The sequence below is a fragment of the Microbispora catharanthi genome, assembly GCF_006334915.2.
In the GTDB taxonomy this organism is placed as follows: Bacteria; Actinomycetota; Actinomycetes; order Streptosporangiales; family Streptosporangiaceae; genus Microbispora; species Microbispora catharanthi.
The window spans coordinates 96,490-113,299 of sequence record NZ_VDMA02000020.1 but is presented as its reverse complement, the minus strand read 5'-3'; the positions used below and the strand labels follow the sequence as shown (position 1 = coordinate 113,299).

Sequence of the window (16,810 nt, the reverse complement as noted above, 5' to 3'; positions counted from 1 at the left end):
CCCGCTCGGGCGCGGGCCGCGCGCGAACCGAGGTACGCAAACGCCACCCTGCCACGAAACGTAAATCGTACGCAACGGTAGAAAAGCCGCGCACGCCAAGAAACCCGGACACTCCCGGGTGAGGAGCCGGCGAAAGCGTCAGCGGGTGGCGGCGGTCGGGCGCTTGCCGTACGCGTGCTTGACGAGCTCGATCAGGACTTCCTTGCCCGACTCCCGCTTGCGCGCGTCGCAGAGCATGATCGGCACGTCCTGGCCGAGGTTGAGCGCGAGCTTGACCTCGTCCAGATCGAAGACCGGGGCGCCCTCGAAGCAGTTGACCGCGACGACGAAGGGCGTGCCGCGCCGCTCGAAATAGTCGACGGAGGGGAAGCAGTCGGCGAGCCTGCGGGTGTCGGCCAGCACGACCGCACCGAGCGCTCCCCGGGCGAGCTCGTCCCAGACGAACCAGAACCGCTCCTGGCCGGGGGTGCCGAAGAGATAGAGGACGAAGTCCTGCCCGATGCTGATGCGGCCGAAGTCCATGGCGACCGTGGTGGTCGCCTTCGCCTCGACCCCGGACAGGTCGTCCACGCCGACGCTGCGGTCGGTCAGCGTCTCCTCCGTGCGCAGCGGCCGGATCTCCGACACCGCGCCGACCATCGTGGTCTTGCCCACCCCGAAGCCTCCGGCGATCAGCAACTTGATCGCCGTGGGCATCTTCGGCGGGTTCTTCGCCGAATCAGAGCGCCCGAAGGCCATCGAGCACCGCCTTGTACATCCGCTCGTCGAGCACGTCCATCTCCGGTTGGGGCTGCTGCACGGCCACGAAGCCCCGGTCGAACAGGTCGCCGAGGAGGACCCGGACGATCCCGGCCGGCAGGTCCAGATGGGCCGCGATCTCCGCGACCGACAGCGGCCTGCGGCACAGCCGCACGATCGCCTGATGCTCGGGGTCCAGCCCGATCTCGGCTCCCGTGGTGGGCCGGATGGTGACCGCGAGCGAGATGAGGTCGAAGCGGTCCTGCGCCTCCGTACGGCCGCGTGCGATCACGTATGGCCGGATGGTCGGCGCGTCGAGTAAGCGCTCCTCGTCCGGGCCCCACTCGGCGTTCACCGGCGAACCTCGCTCCCGGTGGCCCGGTCCAGCGCGGCCCGGTCGATCGTGGTCCGGGCGGGCGAGGTGAGGTACTGCCCGACGCGCACGACGAGCATAGCCATCTCGTACGCCACCAGGCCGACGTCGGCGTCTCCCGAGCAGAGCACGGCCAGGCAGGCGCCCTGGCCCGCCACGGTCACGAGCAGGTAGGCCGACTTCATCTCCACGATGGTCTGCCGTATGGACCCGCCCTGGAAGCGCTCGCCGACTCCGCGCGCCAGGCTCTGCAGGCCGGAGGCGACGGCGGACAGGTGCTCGGCGTCCTCCACGCGAAGTCCCTGCGAGCCGGCCAGCAGCAGGCCGTCGGTGGACAGCACGATGCCGTGCTCGACCTCGCGGACCCGCGCGACGAGATCGTCGAGCAGCCACGCGAGGTCCGCGGAGGCCCCGGTCTTCTGCGTCACAGGTTGTCCTCCTCGTCACTCAGCAGCTTCGCGGCCTCGGATCTGCCGCGCCTCGTCCCCGACTGGAACGAGCCCATGATCTTGCGGATGTCGTCCGGCGATCGATCCTCCCGGTCCTCCGCCTCGTCCGCGTTCCTCGACTCCTCGGCGAGCGCGGGGGCGAGGTTGGCCTGCGGCACCCGGAAGGGCAAGCCTGACGGGGTGAACCCGGCCGAAGGCTCAGGCCTGTCCGGATCCGCGCCGCCGGGTGGTGGGACGCTCTGCACGGGCCTGGGCGGCTCGGGAGCCCTCGGCACGGGAACCACCTCCTGAACTGGTTCGGGCGCGCCGACCAGCGCGATCCTCCGGGAGCCGGGCTCCCGCCGCGGGAGGCCGGAAGCGGTCTCCTCCCCGGGCAGCTCCTCCCCGCCCTCGATGACGAGGTCGCGCGGCAGCAGCACGACCGCGGTCGTCCCGCCGTACGGCGACGCCTTGAGCGACACCCGGATCCCGTGCCGTTCGGCCAGGCGGCTGACGACGTACAGGCCGAGCCGGGCGGTGCTCGACAGGTTGAACTCGGGCGGGTCGGCGATCCGCTGGTTGGTCGCCTCCAGGTCCTCGGCGCTCATCCCGAGGCCGCGGTCCTCGATCTCGATCGCGTAGCCGCTGGCCACCGCCTGGCCGCCCACCTGCACCATCGTGTACGGCGGGGAGAACGACACCGCGTTCTCGATCAGCTCGGCGAGCAGATGGATGACGTCGCCCACCGCGCGTCCGATGAGCGCGGTCTCCCCCATCGGCATCACGGTGACGCGGGTGTAGTCCTCGACCTCGGCCAGCGCGCCGCGTACGACGTCGACCATCGGCACCGAGCGCCGCCAGGCACGGGCGGGGGACGCCCCGGACAGGACGATGAGGTTCTCGGCGTTGCGGCGCATACGGGTGGCGAGGTGGTCGATGCGGAACAGGTCCTTCAGCTCCGCCGGGTCCGACTCGCGCCGCTCCATCACGTCGAGCAGCGTGAGCTGGCGGTGCACCAGCGACTGCGTACGCCGCGCGAGGCTGAGCAGGATGTCGCGGATGCTCTGCCGGAGCTGGGCCTCCTCGACGGCGGTGCGGATGGCGGTCTCCTGCACGGTGTTGAACGCCGCGCCCACCTGGCCGATGACGTCGGGTCCGAAGTCGAGCGGCGGCGCCTCGGCCTTGACGTCGACCTTCTCGCCCTGGGCGAGGCGGGCGACCACTCCGGGCAGCCGCTCGTTGGCCAGTTCGAGCGCGGCCTCGCGCAGCTTCTCCAGCTGACGCACCAGGGCCCGGGCCGTGGTGACCGACAGGACGATCGACGCGATGACCGCCACGAGGCCGAGCACGCCGGCCAGCAGGAGGCGGGCGACGACCGCGACGGCGACCGGGATGGTCCGTTCGACCAGACGGTCACCGGCATCCAGGACCGTCTTCTGCAACTGGGCCAGGGCCGGTTCGGTCGCCGATCTCCACTGCTCCGCGCCGATCGGTGGCAGCCCCCCGGGCCGGGTGCTCTCCATGACGGTCTCTTCGAGCATCCGCAGGCGGGCGAAGGTCTGGCTCCGCTCCAGGCGGTCGAAGACGGCACGGTCGGCGTCGGGCAGCGCCTGCACGGCCTCGCTGCGGTGGAAGCGCTGGGCACCGACGATCTGGGAGAAGCGGGCGCGCTCCGACACCGTCAGCCGTCCCGACGACAGAGCGCCGGCAAGCAGGGCGTCCTCCTCCGAGAGCAGTTCCCGCGCCTGGCTCAGCTCGATGAGCGCCCGCGTGTCCTCGGCGACACCCTCGTCGTCCAGGGTGGCCAGGGCGTCGTACGTGCGATAGACCGAGTCGATGACGGTGGTGTAGCCGTCGAACGACTTGACGCGATCCATCTGCCCGCCGTCGACGAGACCGCGGTTCTTGCGCAGACCGTCCAGCTGGCGGATCATCTCGTCGATGCGCCGCTGAAGCACCTCGTCCGCGGCGAACTGCACGTCACCGCCTTTGGAGAGGCGGCGGAAGTCGGCGGCCGCGGCGTCGGTGCGCACGCGCTGGGCCGTCAGGGCGGCGCGGTCGGCGGACGAGGACTGAGCCAGGACGACGGCCGTCAACCGCCTCTCCTGCTGCAACTCGACCAGGAGCGTTTCGCTGGGCTGAGCCACTCCCTTGTCGTAGACCGCGACCCAGACGAGATTCAGACCCTCCCGTAGCGTCACCCACGCGGCGAACGCCCACAGCGCGGCAAGGGACACCAGCAATGCCGTCACCTTGGTCCGCACCCTGGAATTACGGAAGCGCATGAGACCACCTTGCGAAATCGGCGATACGCGAGGTTTTCGCGACGATTAACACTCGCACGACGTCATGGGTCGCAAGCGCTGCTCACCCCACACCCGCGCTATATCTCGGCCACCTTAGCAAAGGCGACGAAAAGCCCTCAAGTCGGGAATATAGTGGCGAAAAGGTCCACTTTTCCGAATTCGACGGATTTCCCGTGCCGAGATCATACTTGACTGATGGGCCTCACACCAAGTGATCGGGACTGTGCGAGATGGATCGCGGCGAGGACGGCCGCACGGACGACCGCCAGCGGCCGGTAGAGGTCCTTGTCGTGCCACAGCGGCGGCCCTTCGGCGACGTCCGCGACCCGAAGCAGGTAGGCGTACCCGCGCGCCGCCGCGTCCCGTACGCGTTCCCCGCTTCCGGCGAACATCAGGAGCTGCAGGGCGTAGGCCGTCTCCTCCGCCGTACCGGTCCACCGGCCCCATGACCCGTCCTCGCGCTGGGTGTCCAGCACCCATTCGACCGCGGCACGCACTGCCGGCACCGCTCCGGGGCCGCCGAACTCGTGCAGCGCGAGGGAGCATGACACGGTCGCGTAGTAGGGCGAGGCATGCCAGCGGTCGTCCCAGCTTCCGTCCTCCCGCTGCCGCTCAAGCAACCAGGCCGACAGTTTGCCGATCGCCGGGGCGTACCGCGCCGACTCGGCCGGCCGCACCGCGACGTACTGGCCGAAGGTGTCCAGCACGTGAGCGTTCACGCTGACCGAGGAGCCCTCCTCACCCTGCCAGGTGCAAAAGTGCGTCGGCGTCTCGAAGGCCCACAGGCTGTCCGGCTCGTACGGTACGCCGAGCAGCGCCAGCGCGTACAGCGCGACCGAGGTGGTGTCGGCGTCGGGTGGCAGGCCCGCGCCGGCGGGCGTGCCCTCGGGGCCGATCGCCGCGCGAAGGTCGGCCAGCATCTCGGGCGGCACGTCGAAGGGAATGCCCGCCCGGGCGAGCCAGCTCAGCACCCAGCCGCGCTCGAACACGGTGATCGGCAGCCCCACCGGCACCGGGCCGCCGTGCCTGCGCACGATGGCCTCCAGGTGCCAGCGGACGGGATGCCCGGGCTCGCTCGGCCCCCTGTCTCCCAGCCACGCCGCGCTCGCCGCCGGCGAGGCGCCGACCGTGCCGATCTCGGTCACGTGGACCACGGCCGCCCCGTTGGCCGCGTCACCGGCGATCTCCAGCGCGTGCAGGAGCTTCTGTGGGATCTCCGCCTCCGATGCCAGCCAGGCGCGGACCGCCTTCAGCGGTGCGGCGCTCATCCCCGCGGGCAGCGCCAGGGCGGCGCTCATCCCGTTCTCCTCGATGTGCTCGTTGATCAGCGTGACCAGGGACGGGACAATCAGTTCGATGGCCGGCATGTCGGGCAGCGACATCCGCGCGCCGCTGAGGCAGCGCGACAGCCGCCGCAGCCCGCGCGCCGCAGCCTCCCGCAACGTCTCTTCGTCCACGCCGGCGTCGTCGCCCCGGCGCAGCACCGACAGGAGGGCCTCGGTCGCGCTGAGGCTGGGCACGAGCCCGTAGCCGTCCGGGGCTCCCCAGCCGCCGTCGCTGCGCTGAGTGTCGATCAGCCAGCGCACGCGCTCGCCGTGCCCGGTGAGCCAGGGTGCCAACGTCACCAGACGGCCGGTCTCGTAGACGGACGGCGAGACCTGTCCCCAGGGCATCGACATCAGCCCGAGCACCAGGTCCTGAGCCGCACCAGTGACGTCGATGGCCGCCTGCGGGGCAAGGTCGTTCACGCTCAAAGTCCGCCCCAGTAGTCCGCGAGCCCGTAGAAGCCCGTGCTGTAACCGATCTGCCGTTCGAGGTACGCCGACTCGTCGGGACGGGTTGCCCACAGCGGCTCGAGCATGGCGTGGCATTCGCCGGTGAGGGCGGCGACGCGCGCGACCACCTCGTCCCGGGACACGCCGAGCATGAGGGCGTTCAGGTCCCCCCAGCCGACGTCGCGTTCGTACGTCGCGAGGTCGTTGAGCAGGCGCAGCACGCGCTGGACGGCGCCGCTCGCCCGGAGCAGTTCGTCCAGGTGGGGAACGAGGAGCGGATCGCCGGAGTGGATCCAGTGCCCGACGTTGACCAGGGTGGAGCCGAAGTTGTCGGCGTTGCCGAGATACTCCTCGAACGTCGGCAGCGCGGGCTCGCCGCCCTGCTTCCACTCCCACTCGCGCGCCATGGCGCCGAGCATGCGTTCGAGCTCGGCGCGCCAGACCGCGTGGAGGCTCGGGAACAGCGGGGACGCGGCGAGGTCGTCGCGGATGACGGCGAGGAACCGGGTGAGCGACGTGTCCGGGACGGCCCCGCGGCCGTCCGCCACCGCGAGGCAGCCCCGCACGATCTCGTCGATCTCTTCATGCGAGGCGGCCTCATGGTCGATCAGCCAGTCGACCGCGAAGATCCACAAGGACGTGCGGTTGGCGATCCTGAGCTGCTCCGCGGCCGCCCACGGAGAGCCGAACGCGTTGGCGAGGGAGACCGTGGCGAACAGCGTCGCGTCGAACGGCCCGGCCGAGAACAGCTCGGGGAATGCCTGCACGCATTCCTGCAGGTCTCGCTGGCAGCGCGCGGCGAGAGCGCTGGTCCTGCCACTTGCGGCCGCCGCCGCCAGGTGCGCGGCGTCGCGGCTTCGTGCCATGCTCATGCCGTGGCGCCCCCGGCGAGGGGGACCAGGCGCACCTCGACCAGCTCCTTGGGCCGCAGCGACGCCGCCGGGAACGGCGTGAGCGGGCGGGGAGCGCGCACCTGCGGGCGGAAGCGGGCCAGGAGGCCGGCCACCATCAGCGGCGCCTCCGCGTAGAAGAGGTGCTGGCCGATGCAGACGTGCGGACCCCCGCCGAACGGGAAGTAGGCGTACCGGTGCCGGCGTTCCTGGCCGCCCCCCTCGGCGAACCGCTCCGGGTCGAACTCCTCGGGACGGTCCCAGAACCCCTCGAGACGATGGGTGGCGAAAGGGCTGATCAACAGCGTGGAACCGGCCTCGATCGGCACATCGCCGAGCCGGCTCGGTTTCGCCGCCATCCGGGGCAGGATCCAGCCCGGCGGGTACAGCCGCAGCAGTTCGCTGAACACCGTCTTCATGTACGTGAGCCGGGGCAGGCACTCCGCGTCCACCGGCCCGCGTCCGACCACGGTCTCCACTTCCTCGTACATCCGGGCGGCGACCTCGGGATGGTCGTGGAGGGTCGGCCACAGCCAGGTCAGCGCCACCGCCGTCGTCTCCACGGACGCGCCGTAGATGCTGACGAGGTCGTCCCTGATCCGCCGTTCCGCCGCCGCGTCCTCCTCGTCGCGGCGGGCGCGGGCGAGCGCCGAGATGATGTCGTTGCCGTCCCCCGGCTCCCTGCGGGCCTGCCTGACCAGTGGCATCACGACCTCGTCGATCGTCTTCACCGCTCGCATGAAGGCTCGGTCTCCCGGCAACGGGATCCAGTCCGGCGCGAACGGCAGCAGCAGCCGGGAGGCGAACGAGGTCGCCGCGATCCCGTACGCCGGGCCGAGCCGCTCGGCGTCCGAGAGCGAGATCTTGCTGCCGAACAGGACGCGGATGACGGTCTTGCTCACGAGGCGGCTCATCTCCTCGTAGATGTCGATCCACCGCCCCGCCCGCGCGTACGGCTCCCACGCCGTGAGGCCCTCATTGATCGTCTCGGCCATGTCCCGGGTCAGGCTCGCGACGTATCTGGTGGTGAAGAGGGGCTGCATGATCCGCCGGGCGGACTCCCAGTCAGGGCCGTCGCTGATGATGCTCCTGCCGGCGAGCCGTTCCACCGGCTTCCACAACATCCCCTCGCGCGGATGGTTCTCCCAGTCATGGCGCAGGACGTGCTGGACATGGTCCGGATGGCTCACCAGGTAGGGACGGAACGGCCCGAGATTGAACCGGACGACCTCACCGCGCGCCTGCCGGGCGAAGCCGGCGAGCGCGTTGACGGGATCCCGCAGCAGAGGACGAAGGGTCCGGCGCAACGGCAGGGCGGAACGCCTCGCGACCCGGTGGATGTCGATCGCCTCGGAGGTCACGGCCGTCTCCCTCTCGCGGTACCCGTGTGGCCGGACGCCCCTCGCCAGGGCCTCGTCCAGCGACCACACCGAACATCACTCGCGGAGTATCACATGATCCGGTCGAAATGATCAAGATTCCGGCCTAGTGATACTTTTGTAGGCATTAGTCACCAGTTGAGACGTGAGTGGCGTTTAGGTTCCTGGCCAGGGCTGAGTTGCCGCACCGTGGCCGCACCGTGGGGAGCGAAAACAAAAGGGCCGGGCCTCCACGGCCCGGCCCTTCACGACGCGTCGTCAGGAGTGGCTGGTCACCAGCAGCGCGATGCCCACGAGGATGACGATGGGGATCAGCCACACCACGACCTCGCCGAGGAACTCCTTGTACATGGGGACCGAATCCTCTCGGTGACGTGCGGAAAGTTAATCCCGAGCAGCATATTCGCTCGTGCCCGGCGGCGGAACACGGCACCGTTCAGTGGCGTCGGACGGCAGGGGCTCCTGCGCCTGCGGAGACCGCACGCGCCGGAAGCGGCGCTCGCCCGCGCCGCAAGTCATCGGGTGAAACGTACATACATCCCCGCTGGTCAGGGCTTTTTCCGTGCCTCGCCCCTGGGCCGGGCGGCGGGCCGCTCTCTACCATCGCGCCGGACGGCACGAGGGAGAGACGCGATGTCGAAGAGAAGTGCGGTGATGGCCGCCCTGCTCGTGGTGCTCGGGCTGCTCGTCGCCCGCCCCGCCGAGGCGGCCGCGGTGCGGATCATGCCCCTGGGCGACTCGATCACCGGATCGCCCGGCTGCTGGCGGGCCCTGCTGTGGAACAAGCTGCAGAACGGCGGCTTCACCGACATCGACATGGTGGGGACGCTGCCCGCCCAGGGGTGCGGGGTGCCGTACGACGGCGACAACGAGGGCCACGGCGGCTTCCTCGTCACGAACGTCGCCGACCAGAACCAACTCCCGGCCTGGCTCTCGGCGACCCGTCCCGACATCGTGATGATGCACTTCGGCACCAACGACGTGTGGAGCAACAAGCCGACCGACACGATCCTCGCGGCGTACGGCAAGCTCGTGGACCAGATGCGGGCGAGCAACCCGAACATGAAGATCCTGGTCGCCCAGATCATCCCGATGAACCCGAGCACCTGCCCCGAGTGCGCCCAGCGGGCCGTCGCCCTGAACAGCGCGATCCCGGGCTGGGCCGCCTCGAAGACCACGGCGGCCTCCCCGATCGTGGTCGTCGACCAGTGGACCGGCTTCAGCACGAGCACGGACACCTACGACGGCGTGCACCCCAGCGACAGCGGCAACCAGAAGATGGCGGACAAGTGGTATCCCGCCCTGTCGGCCCTGCTCGGCGGCGCGCAGCCGTCCCCCAGCCCGAGTCACAGCCCCAGTCCGAGTCACAGCCCCAGCCCCTCGCCGACCCGGTGGCCCTCTCCGTCGCCCTCCCCCTCCCCCTCGCCCTCGTCCGGCCCCTCGGGCTGCGGCGCGACCTACACGATCACCAACCAGTGGGGCGGCGGCTTCCAGGGTGAGGTCACGGTCAAGAACACGGGCACCGCTCCCATCAGCGGCTGGACCGTGACCTGGACCTTCGCCGGCGGACAGCAGGTGACCCAGGCGTGGGGCGGCAAGGCCACGCAGAGCGGGGCGAGCGTGACCGTGAAGAACGAGAGCTGGAACGGCTCCCTCGGCGCCGGCGCGAGCACCACCTTCGGCTTCATCGCCTCCTGGGACGCCGCCAACCCCGCCCCCACGCCCGCCTGCGCGGCCGCCTGACCTCGATCGGGCCGGGCCTGCTATCGGCGCGGTCGGCCCGCCCGGCAGGCGTGCGTCCCCCGGTGTCCCCCGATGCCCCCTATGCGGGCCCGGGGGACGCGCGCTTACGGCCCGATGCACGTGTTCCGAACTGTTCGTGACAGCCGCCGTCTCGCGGCCGCCCACCGTGTTCCCTGGGACAAGTGATCCCCTCTGACCGGCCGTGGCCGGATATCGACGTGGTCGGCGCCGCCGTCCGCGACCCCGTCACCGTGTACGGCGGCACCGGCTCTGTGCGCGAACTCGCCCACGAAGGCAACCGCGTCCCCGACGTCGCCGCCCTCGACGCCCGCCGCCTCGTGGTCGCCTGGCGGGCCGGGGCCGCCGACCCGGTGGACCCCTCCCCCACCGACCAGGGCGCGATCATGTACGCCCGGTCCGGGGACGGCGGCCGCACCTGGACCACCGGCACGCTCGCGGCGGCCACCCCCACCCATCGCTACCACTACGTGGTGTTCCTCAAGGACGGCGACGCGCTGCTGGCGCTGCTCGGCCGGATCACGATCGCGGCCGACCGCGACGCCGAGGGGAACGTCGACGGCTTCCCGGTGACGATGGTCGCCAGGAGGAGCACCGACGGCGGCCGCACCTGGGCCGATCATCCCGTCTCCGTCGCCGTTCCGTCCAACTCCCGGGGGGTCGTCGTGGCCGGCAAACCCCTCAGCTATGAGGGCGTCTGGCTGGTGCCGTACTGGCAGGCGGCGGGTGGCACCACCAGGGCGGGCGTGCTGCGCTCGGCCGACCTGGTCACCTGGACGCCGGGCGCCCTGGCGGACAATCCGCCCGGCCTGTCCGTCGAGGAGCCGCAGGTCGTCGTGTCACAGGACGACCCGCGCACCCTGCTCATGGTCGCGCGCACGCTGCGCGGCGGCACCGCGGCGGACAAGGACGCCCACTACCGCACCCACGCCGCGTACGCCGCGACCGCGACCAGCACCGACGGCGGGCTGACCTGGTCCGCCTTCGCCGTGGACCCCGAGCTGCCGAACTACTACGTCAAGACCTTCTTCACAAAGGACTCCCTCGATCGCTACCTGACCGTCTACAACACCCTGGCCGGGCCGTTCACCGGCCCGGCGTCCGCCAAGCCCGACCAGTATCGCGAGGTCCTCCACTACAAGGTCAGACGTCCGGGTACGCCCTGGGGCCCGGGGCGGCTCTTCGCCGACGGCAGGCGGCTCACCCAGAACGCGGCCCGCGGCTGGGACGTCTACGCGTCGGCCGACGAGTACGAGCCGGGCCGGTTCTTCGTCGTCTGGGAGCACAATCAGGTCGAGATCAAGCTCGCCCGCCTCGACCTGGCCGACGTCTTCACCGGGGTCGCCCCCGGCTGGGGCGGGTGGACCGTGAGCGGCGGCGCCGAAGTCATCGGGTCATTCGGCGAAGGCGGCCCGGCTTCGGGAGGCTCCTCCCCCGATGACACCCGCGGTCTCCGCCTGACCTCCGGGCGGATCAGCCGCCCGTACGGACCGCCTGAGGGCTTCGTCCTGACCTTCCACGGCAGGGTGACACGCTTCCCGGGCTCCGGCGACGGCCTGGCGATCGAGGTGAACACGGGCGCGCGCCTCCTCAGGATGGCCGTACGGCCCGACGGCCCGCACGCCCTGACGGCGGGCGGATGGGTGCCCGTCCCCGGGGTGGGAGACCGGTGGCGGGTGATCGTCGACGCGGCGGGCACCGCGACCGCGCAGGCCGTCCCCCCGGCCGGCCCGCCCGGAGCGGGGTGGACGGTCCCGGCGGCGGACGGCTCGCCGGGCGTGTCGGTCGGCGGCGACGGGGAGGCCGTGCTGGAGCTGGTCGAGGTGACCGACCACGTGGCGGGCGGCTCCTGGACGGGATGGACACTCGACCGGGGGGCGACACTCACGGACGGCGGCCTGCGCCTGCGCAGCGCCACGAGCGGGGTCGTCTCGGCCGTGCTGCCCCTCGACGTGACCAGGGCGTGCGACTTCACCGTGGAGTTCCGGGGCCGGGTGATCGACGACAGCGCCCTGGACCCGCGGACCGGACGAGGGGTCAGCCTCGGGACGAAGGTCGCCAACGGCGCCCGGCGGCTCATGCTGACGGTGCAGCGGGGCGGCGTGTGGACGATGACGAAGGGATCCGGCACCTGGGAGAGGGTCCTCACGCTCCCCGAGGCCGGGAGACCCGCCACCTGGAAGGTGACCGTGGACAGCGCCGGAGTGGCCCGCCTGCACCGCGACGGCGCGGACACGGGCGCGACCTGGGTGGTGCCGGACAGCAGGGAGACGCCGCAGGTCGCGCACTGGGTGGCGGGGACGACGGGCGGCAACGCGGCCGAGGCTCACATCGACTGGACCCTGGTCACGGCCACCCTCGGCACCCGTTCGCCCCGGACCGGCTCTGTCATCGGTAGCCGGTGACGTCGGCGGGGCGGCCGGGGTCCTGGACCTCCACGAGATATCGCCAGCAGTCGGGGCGGCTGCCGTCCACGTCGGTGAAGCCGTACACCTGGGCCAGTTGGCCGCTGGACAGCGACTGCCCGTTCCAGCGGCTCACCTCCGGGTCGGCGGCCAGGGCCGCCACCGCGCGTCCGACGAAGGCCGGGGTCTCGGAGATGGCGAAATGCGGCACATTGGCCAGCGCGTCGCGCCAGTTGGCCTCCGTCACCCCGAAGTGCTCCAGCATGAGCTCAGAACGCAGCCAGCCCGGGGTGAGCGACACCGCGGTCGCGCCGTGCGGCGCCAGCTCCTTGGCCTGGGCGAACGCCATGCGGTTCACGGACGTCTTCGCGAGGTCGTAGAAGAACGAGACGCGGTAGTTGGCCGCGTTGTACTCCGCCGTGCCGTCGGTGACCTCGACCACCAGACCACCCGGCTTGCGGATCAGCAGCGGCAGCGCGTAATGGCTGGTGATGATGTGCGTGTCGATCGCCAGCCGCAGGATGCGCAGGCCGTCGTCGAGCGAGTGCTCCCAGAGCCGGTCGTTCCAGCTGAACAGCAGCTCGCCGCCCCAGATGTCGTTGACCAGCACGTCGAGCGCGCCCTGCTCGGCGTCGATCCGCTCCACGAGGGCCCGCACCTGCTCACGGTCGAGGTGGTCGACCGGCACCGCGATCCCCCGCCCGCCGGCGGCGGTCACCAGCTCGGCCGTCTCCTCGATCGTCTCCGGCCGGTTCATCTCCGAGCGCCGCTCGCGGGTGCTGCGGCCGGTCACGTAGACCGTCGCCCCCGCCGCGCCCAGCTGGACCGCGATGCCGCGCCCCGCGCCCCGGGTCGCTCCGGCGACCAGTGCGACCTTCCCTGTCAGGCTGCTCGTCATGAGACGGCATGGTGGCACACGCCACCGACAAAAACCGGGCCCTGCGGCTTGGCCGCGATCCCTGGGGGCAGCGCGTGCTTTCAGCTAGGGTGCTGATCGCGATTCCGGAGGAGGACGGCATGAGCGAATATGCGGCGACTTTTCAACTTATTGACACTGACGGGGACGGGCGGATCTCCGCCGAGGAGCTCGTACGCCTGATGGAGGTGCTCGGCCGGCCGCTCACACCGCAGGGAGCGCAGGGCGCGATCGACAGGGTCGACGCCGACCGCGACGGCCTGATCGATCTGGAGGAGTTCGGCGCCTGGCTGAGCAGCGCCGAGCAGCGCTGAGCAGCGTTCAGCGGGCGTTGAGCGGGCGTTGAGCGAACGCTGAAAGGCGACGACGAGTTCTGGGGCGCGGTGCCGGCGGGCGTCGCGAGGCTGCTGCGTCCCCGCATCGGCGACGTCGCGGACCGGATGATCAAGGAGATCCAGCGGCGGGTGCCCGAATACGCCCGCCCGGAGGACGAGATCTACATCAAGGTCCTGCGGCTGTCGGTCAACCAGGCGCTGCGGGGGTTCCTGGAACGCATCGAGAACCCGCGGGCGCCGTGGGACCCCGAGGTCTTCCGGACGATCGGCAGGGGCGAGGCCGCCGAGGGGCGCGACCTCGAGCCCTTCCAGACCGCGATGCGGCTGGGCGCGCGGGTGGCGTGGCGGCGGCTCACCGAACAGTCCGAGCAGCTCGGCCTCGACCCGCGGACGCTGTACGACCTGGGCGAGGCCATCTTCGTCTACCTCGACCAGCTCGCCGACGCGGCCGCGGAGGGCTTCGCCGAGGCGCGGGCGCACGCGGCAGGCGAGATGGAGCGCCGTCGCCGGCGGCTGCTCGACCTGCTGCTCACCCGTCCCGCGGCCTCGCCGGAGGCCGTCGCCGACGTGGCCAGGGCGGCCGGCTGGCGGCTTCCCCGCACGGTCGCCGGGGTGGCCCTGGAGGAACGCGACGGCGGTTCTCCCCTGCCGGTGCTGCCACCGGACGTGCTGACCGGGCTCGACCGCAACGTCCCGTGTCTCGTGGTGCCGGACCCCGGCGGCCCCGGGCGGGTGCAGGCGCTGGAGAACGCCCTGCGCGGCTGGCGGGCGGCGATCGGCCCCGCCGTGCCGCTCGCCGCCGCCGCGAACTCGCTCGGCTGGGCCAGGGAGGCCCTCGACCTCGGCACCCGCGGCGTCCTGCCCCGGCGGGGACTGCTGCGCTGCGCCGACCACATGGCCACGCTGGTCGTCTTCAAGGACGAGGACCTGGTGTCCGCCCTGGCGGAGGTGCGCCTCGCGCCCCTCGCCCACCTGCGCCAGAGCCAGCAGGACCGCCTGGCCGAGACCCTGCTCGCCTGGCTGCGTCACGGCAGGGGCGTCGCCGAGGTCGCCGCGGCGCTCCACGTCCACCCGCAGACCGTGCGGTATCGCCTGCGCCAGATCGAGCAGCTGTACGGCGACGCGCTCGCCGACCCCGACGTCCGGTTCGAGCTGGAGATCGTCCTGCGCGCCCGCCAGGCCCGCCAGGACCCGCCCGGCTAGTCCTCCCTACGGGATGGTGCCGCCGCTGGTGCGCAGGCCCCGGGCCGCCGGCCGCTCGTGCAGGCCGAACCGCGCCTCCGGCTCCCGCGCGCCGTCGAGGATCTCCGCCACGTGTCCGGCCAGGGCCGGGGCGTGCTTGAAGCCGTGCCCGGACTCGCCGCCGAGCAGCCAGACGCCGTCCTCGATCTCGGCGATGATCCACTCGGCGTCCCTGGTCAGCGCGTACTGGCAGACCTGGCTGAACACCACCGGCGCGCCCACCAGCGAAGGGAAGCGCCTGGCCAGGTAGGCGCGCGCCTGCTCCTCGGTGTGCCGCAGCACCCGCCTGCCGCCGCTCTCCGGGTCGTACGGCTCGCCCTCGGCGTCGCCGGTGACCTTCATCCCCATGCCGTCCAGGTCGCCGTGCCCGTACGCCGACAGGTCGTAGTCGCAGAACGCGGGTAGCGGCGGCGTGGTCCAGTCCCTGGGCACCCCGAAGTGGAAGGTGTCCTGCCGCGTCACCTCGACGTGTCCCGCCTCGTGCGGGAACAGCCGCGGCAGCCACGCGCCGCACGCCCACACCACGCGGTCCGCCGTCAGCACTTCGCCGTCCGCCACGACCCCGGCCCCGCGTCCGTACGGCACGGCCCGGGCGCGGACCTGCCGGACACCGGCCGCGCCGGCCAGGCGCGCGGTCACCTGCGTCGCCCGCCGGGCCCGCAGCACTCCGGCGTTCGGCTCCCACAGCACGAAGGCGAGGTCGTCGCCCCGCAGGCCGGGAAACCGCCGCGCCGCCTCGGCCGGGTCGAGCAGCTCGCAGGGGATGTCCAGCCGCTCGAGCACCCGGGCGCTGCGCGTCTCCCAGCCGTCCGGGTCGCGGGCGAACCACATCAGCCCCGACTCGACGTACAGCTCCTCGCCGGTCCGCTGTTCCAGCCGGCGCCAGGCGTCGCGGGCCTGCCAGGCCAGCCGGGGATACCAGTCGTCCGAGCCGTGCGCGCAGCGCAGCAGGCGGGTCTCCCCGGCGCTGGCCTGACGCACGTGACCCGGCGCGTACTGCTCGACGAGCGTCACCCGCCAGCCCTCGTCGGCCAGCCGCAACGCCAGCGACGCCCCCCAGATCCCCGCCCCCACGACGATCGCCGACTTCATCCACCACTCCTTGATCGCGGGCGAAACCTACATCCGACGTAGGCTACGTCGAATGGAGGTTTCGCCTACAGGCGCACCGGTGCGGCCATAATCAGAGCATGATGGCGGCCGAATCCGCGCAGACGCTCGAACGGGGCTTACGGCTGTTGCGACTGCTCGCCGACGCGAACAGGGGCCGCACGCCGACCGAGCTCGCCCAGGAGCTGGGCCTGAGCCGGCCGATCGTCTACCGCCTCCTGACGACCCTGCAGGCCGAGGGTTTCGCCCGGCGGGACGCGCACGGCCGCGTGCATCTGGGCTTCGGGGTGCTCGTGCTGGCCCAGGCCGTGCACCCCCTGCTGCGGGCGGCGGCGCTGCCGGCGCTGCGCGCGCTCGCGGAGCAGGCCGGGGCGACCGCGCACCTGACCGTGGCCGAGGGCGACGAGGGCCTGGCGGTCGCGGTGGTCGAGCCGTCGTGGACCGACTTCCACGTCGCCTACCGGGAGGGCTCGCGCCATCCGCTGACGCGTGGCGCGGCCGGGCTGGCGCTGCTCGCGCTGCGCGACGGCCGCGCCGAGCCGCCCCTGCACACGAGCAGCGGACACCTCCAGGAGGGCGCGCAGGGCATCGCCGCGCCGATTTCGGGCCTGCCGTGGCTGGAGGCGTCCGTCGGCGTCGTCAGCTTCGCCGACCTCGACGCGGACAAGGTGGGCCCGCTGGTCCTGGAGGCCGCCGGCCGCCTCACGTCCGCCCTGTCCGAGCCCCCGCGCTGACGGTCACCACCCCCTCGATAAGCGGTCGCATGGTGGTGCGGCGATCGGACGTCACCTGCTGCATCTCCTCGGGGTCCTGATCATCGTGCGGCCGTTCTCGTAAGCGGCCAAGCAAGGGTGAAACCACCTCATGCGGCAAACGTGACCCGTATGCTCGCTTACGGCGAGCGCCGCGCCTTGCCCTGATCACGCTCGCGGCCAATGCCGGAACCGGTCTTATTCGTGGACCGTCCAGGTCTTTTCCCGGCAGACCGGCGGATCGTACGTATACGTCTTTCCCGTCTCCGTGCGACCAGTCCGTCGTCCGGCTGAGGACTGGCGCACGCGCTGTCCGACACGCCGAAGCGCGTGGCCGAGTTCGGTGAAACAGTGGTGAAGGGCTGTTGATAGCGCTTCCACATCACCTCTATCGGCTCGC

Annotated in this window: 14 protein-coding genes; 5 read left to right on the top strand and 9 right to left on the bottom strand. The window is 71.7% G+C overall.

What is annotated here, in order from left to right; genetic code table 11:
- Nucleotides 1-138: 138 nt before the first annotated feature.
- From FH610_RS31485 to FH610_RS31455, 7 genes are all read right to left on the bottom strand, one after another.
- Complete coding sequence (locus tag FH610_RS31485; RefSeq protein WP_139578827.1) at nucleotides 139-738, bottom strand: GTP-binding protein; 600 nt, start codon at nucleotides 736-738, stop codon at nucleotides 139-141.
- Complete coding sequence (locus FH610_RS31480; RefSeq protein ID WP_139578825.1) at nucleotides 719-1,093, bottom strand: DUF742 domain-containing protein; 375 nt, start codon at nucleotides 1,091-1,093, stop codon at nucleotides 719-721. The genes FH610_RS31485 and FH610_RS31480 overlap by 20 nt, the downstream gene beginning before the upstream one ends.
- Complete coding sequence (locus tag FH610_RS31475; RefSeq protein WP_139578822.1) at nucleotides 1,090-1,539, bottom strand: roadblock/LC7 domain-containing protein; 450 nt, start codon at nucleotides 1,537-1,539, stop codon at nucleotides 1,090-1,092. The genes FH610_RS31480 and FH610_RS31475 overlap by 4 nt, the downstream gene beginning before the upstream one ends.
- Nucleotides 1,536-3,824 carry a nitrate- and nitrite sensing domain-containing protein gene (locus FH610_RS31470; protein ID WP_139578820.1) on the bottom strand — a complete coding sequence of 763 codons (2,289 nt, stop codon included), beginning with the start codon at nucleotides 3,822-3,824 and terminating at the stop codon, nucleotides 1,536-1,538. Before FH610_RS31470 ends, FH610_RS31475 begins: the two co-directional genes overlap by 4 nt.
- A 203-nt stretch (nucleotides 3,825-4,027) precedes the next feature.
- Complete coding sequence (locus tag FH610_RS31465) at nucleotides 4,028-5,593, bottom strand: prenyltransferase/squalene oxidase repeat-containing protein (protein ID WP_167538801.1); 1,566 nt, start codon at nucleotides 5,591-5,593, stop codon at nucleotides 4,028-4,030.
- Between the two features lie 2 nt (nucleotides 5,594-5,595).
- Nucleotides 5,596-6,492 carry a terpene synthase family protein gene (locus FH610_RS44760; RefSeq protein WP_139578813.1) on the bottom strand — a complete coding sequence of 299 codons (897 nt, stop codon included), beginning with the start codon at nucleotides 6,490-6,492 and terminating at the stop codon, nucleotides 5,596-5,598.
- Nucleotides 6,489-7,871 carry a cytochrome P450 gene (locus tag FH610_RS31455; protein WP_139578809.1) on the bottom strand — a complete coding sequence of 461 codons (1,383 nt, stop codon included), beginning with the start codon at nucleotides 7,869-7,871 and terminating at the stop codon, nucleotides 6,489-6,491. Before FH610_RS31455 ends, FH610_RS44760 begins: the two co-directional genes overlap by 4 nt.
- Nucleotides 7,872-8,522: 651 nt before the next feature.
- On the opposite strand from FH610_RS31455, the gene FH610_RS31450 reads away from it, so the two are divergent.
- Both FH610_RS31450 and FH610_RS31445 read left to right on the top strand, forming a co-directional pair.
- Nucleotides 8,523-9,632 carry a cellulose binding domain-containing protein gene (locus FH610_RS31450; RefSeq protein ID WP_139578807.1) on the top strand — a complete coding sequence of 370 codons (1,110 nt, stop codon included), beginning with the start codon at nucleotides 8,523-8,525 and terminating at the stop codon, nucleotides 9,630-9,632.
- 182 nt (nucleotides 9,633-9,814) lie between these two features.
- Complete coding sequence (locus tag FH610_RS31445; RefSeq protein WP_139578804.1) at nucleotides 9,815-12,055, top strand: sialidase family protein; 2,241 nt, start codon at nucleotides 9,815-9,817, stop codon at nucleotides 12,053-12,055.
- Here the strand turns inward: FH610_RS31445 and FH610_RS31440 are convergent.
- Entirely contained in the window at nucleotides 12,039-12,953 is a 915-nt protein-coding gene (locus FH610_RS31440; protein WP_139578800.1) for an SDR family oxidoreductase, read from the bottom strand. The two genes, FH610_RS31445 and FH610_RS31440, sit on opposite strands and share 17 nt — an antisense overlap.
- An 8-nt stretch (nucleotides 12,954-12,961) precedes the next feature.
- Here FH610_RS31440 and FH610_RS31435 point away from each other — a divergent pair, with 8 nt between their 5' ends.
- Nucleotides 12,962-13,285 (top strand): EF-hand domain-containing protein, encoded by a 324-nt coding sequence (locus tag FH610_RS31435; protein ID WP_338104599.1) that lies wholly within the window; start codon nucleotides 12,962-12,964, stop codon nucleotides 13,283-13,285.
- A 69-nt stretch (nucleotides 13,286-13,354) separates the two neighbouring features.
- The gene (locus FH610_RS31430) at nucleotides 13,355-14,509 is read left to right on the top strand and encodes a PucR family transcriptional regulator (RefSeq protein ID WP_240809315.1); all 1,155 of its coding nucleotides are present in this window, start codon (nucleotides 13,355-13,357) and stop codon (nucleotides 14,507-14,509) included.
- Nucleotides 14,510-14,515: 6 nt separating this feature from the next.
- Here FH610_RS31430 and FH610_RS31425 read toward each other — a convergent pair whose 3' ends face one another.
- Nucleotides 14,516-15,640 carry an NAD(P)/FAD-dependent oxidoreductase gene (locus FH610_RS31425; protein ID WP_139578798.1) on the bottom strand — a complete coding sequence of 375 codons (1,125 nt, stop codon included), beginning with the start codon at nucleotides 15,638-15,640 and terminating at the stop codon, nucleotides 14,516-14,518.
- 98 nt (nucleotides 15,641-15,738) lie between these two features.
- Here FH610_RS31425 and FH610_RS31420 point away from each other — a divergent pair, with 98 nt between their 5' ends.
- The gene (locus FH610_RS31420) at nucleotides 15,739-16,392 is read left to right on the top strand and encodes a helix-turn-helix domain-containing protein (RefSeq protein ID WP_240809314.1); all 654 of its coding nucleotides are present in this window, start codon (nucleotides 15,739-15,741) and stop codon (nucleotides 16,390-16,392) included.
- Nucleotides 16,393-16,810: the final 418 nt, after the last annotated feature.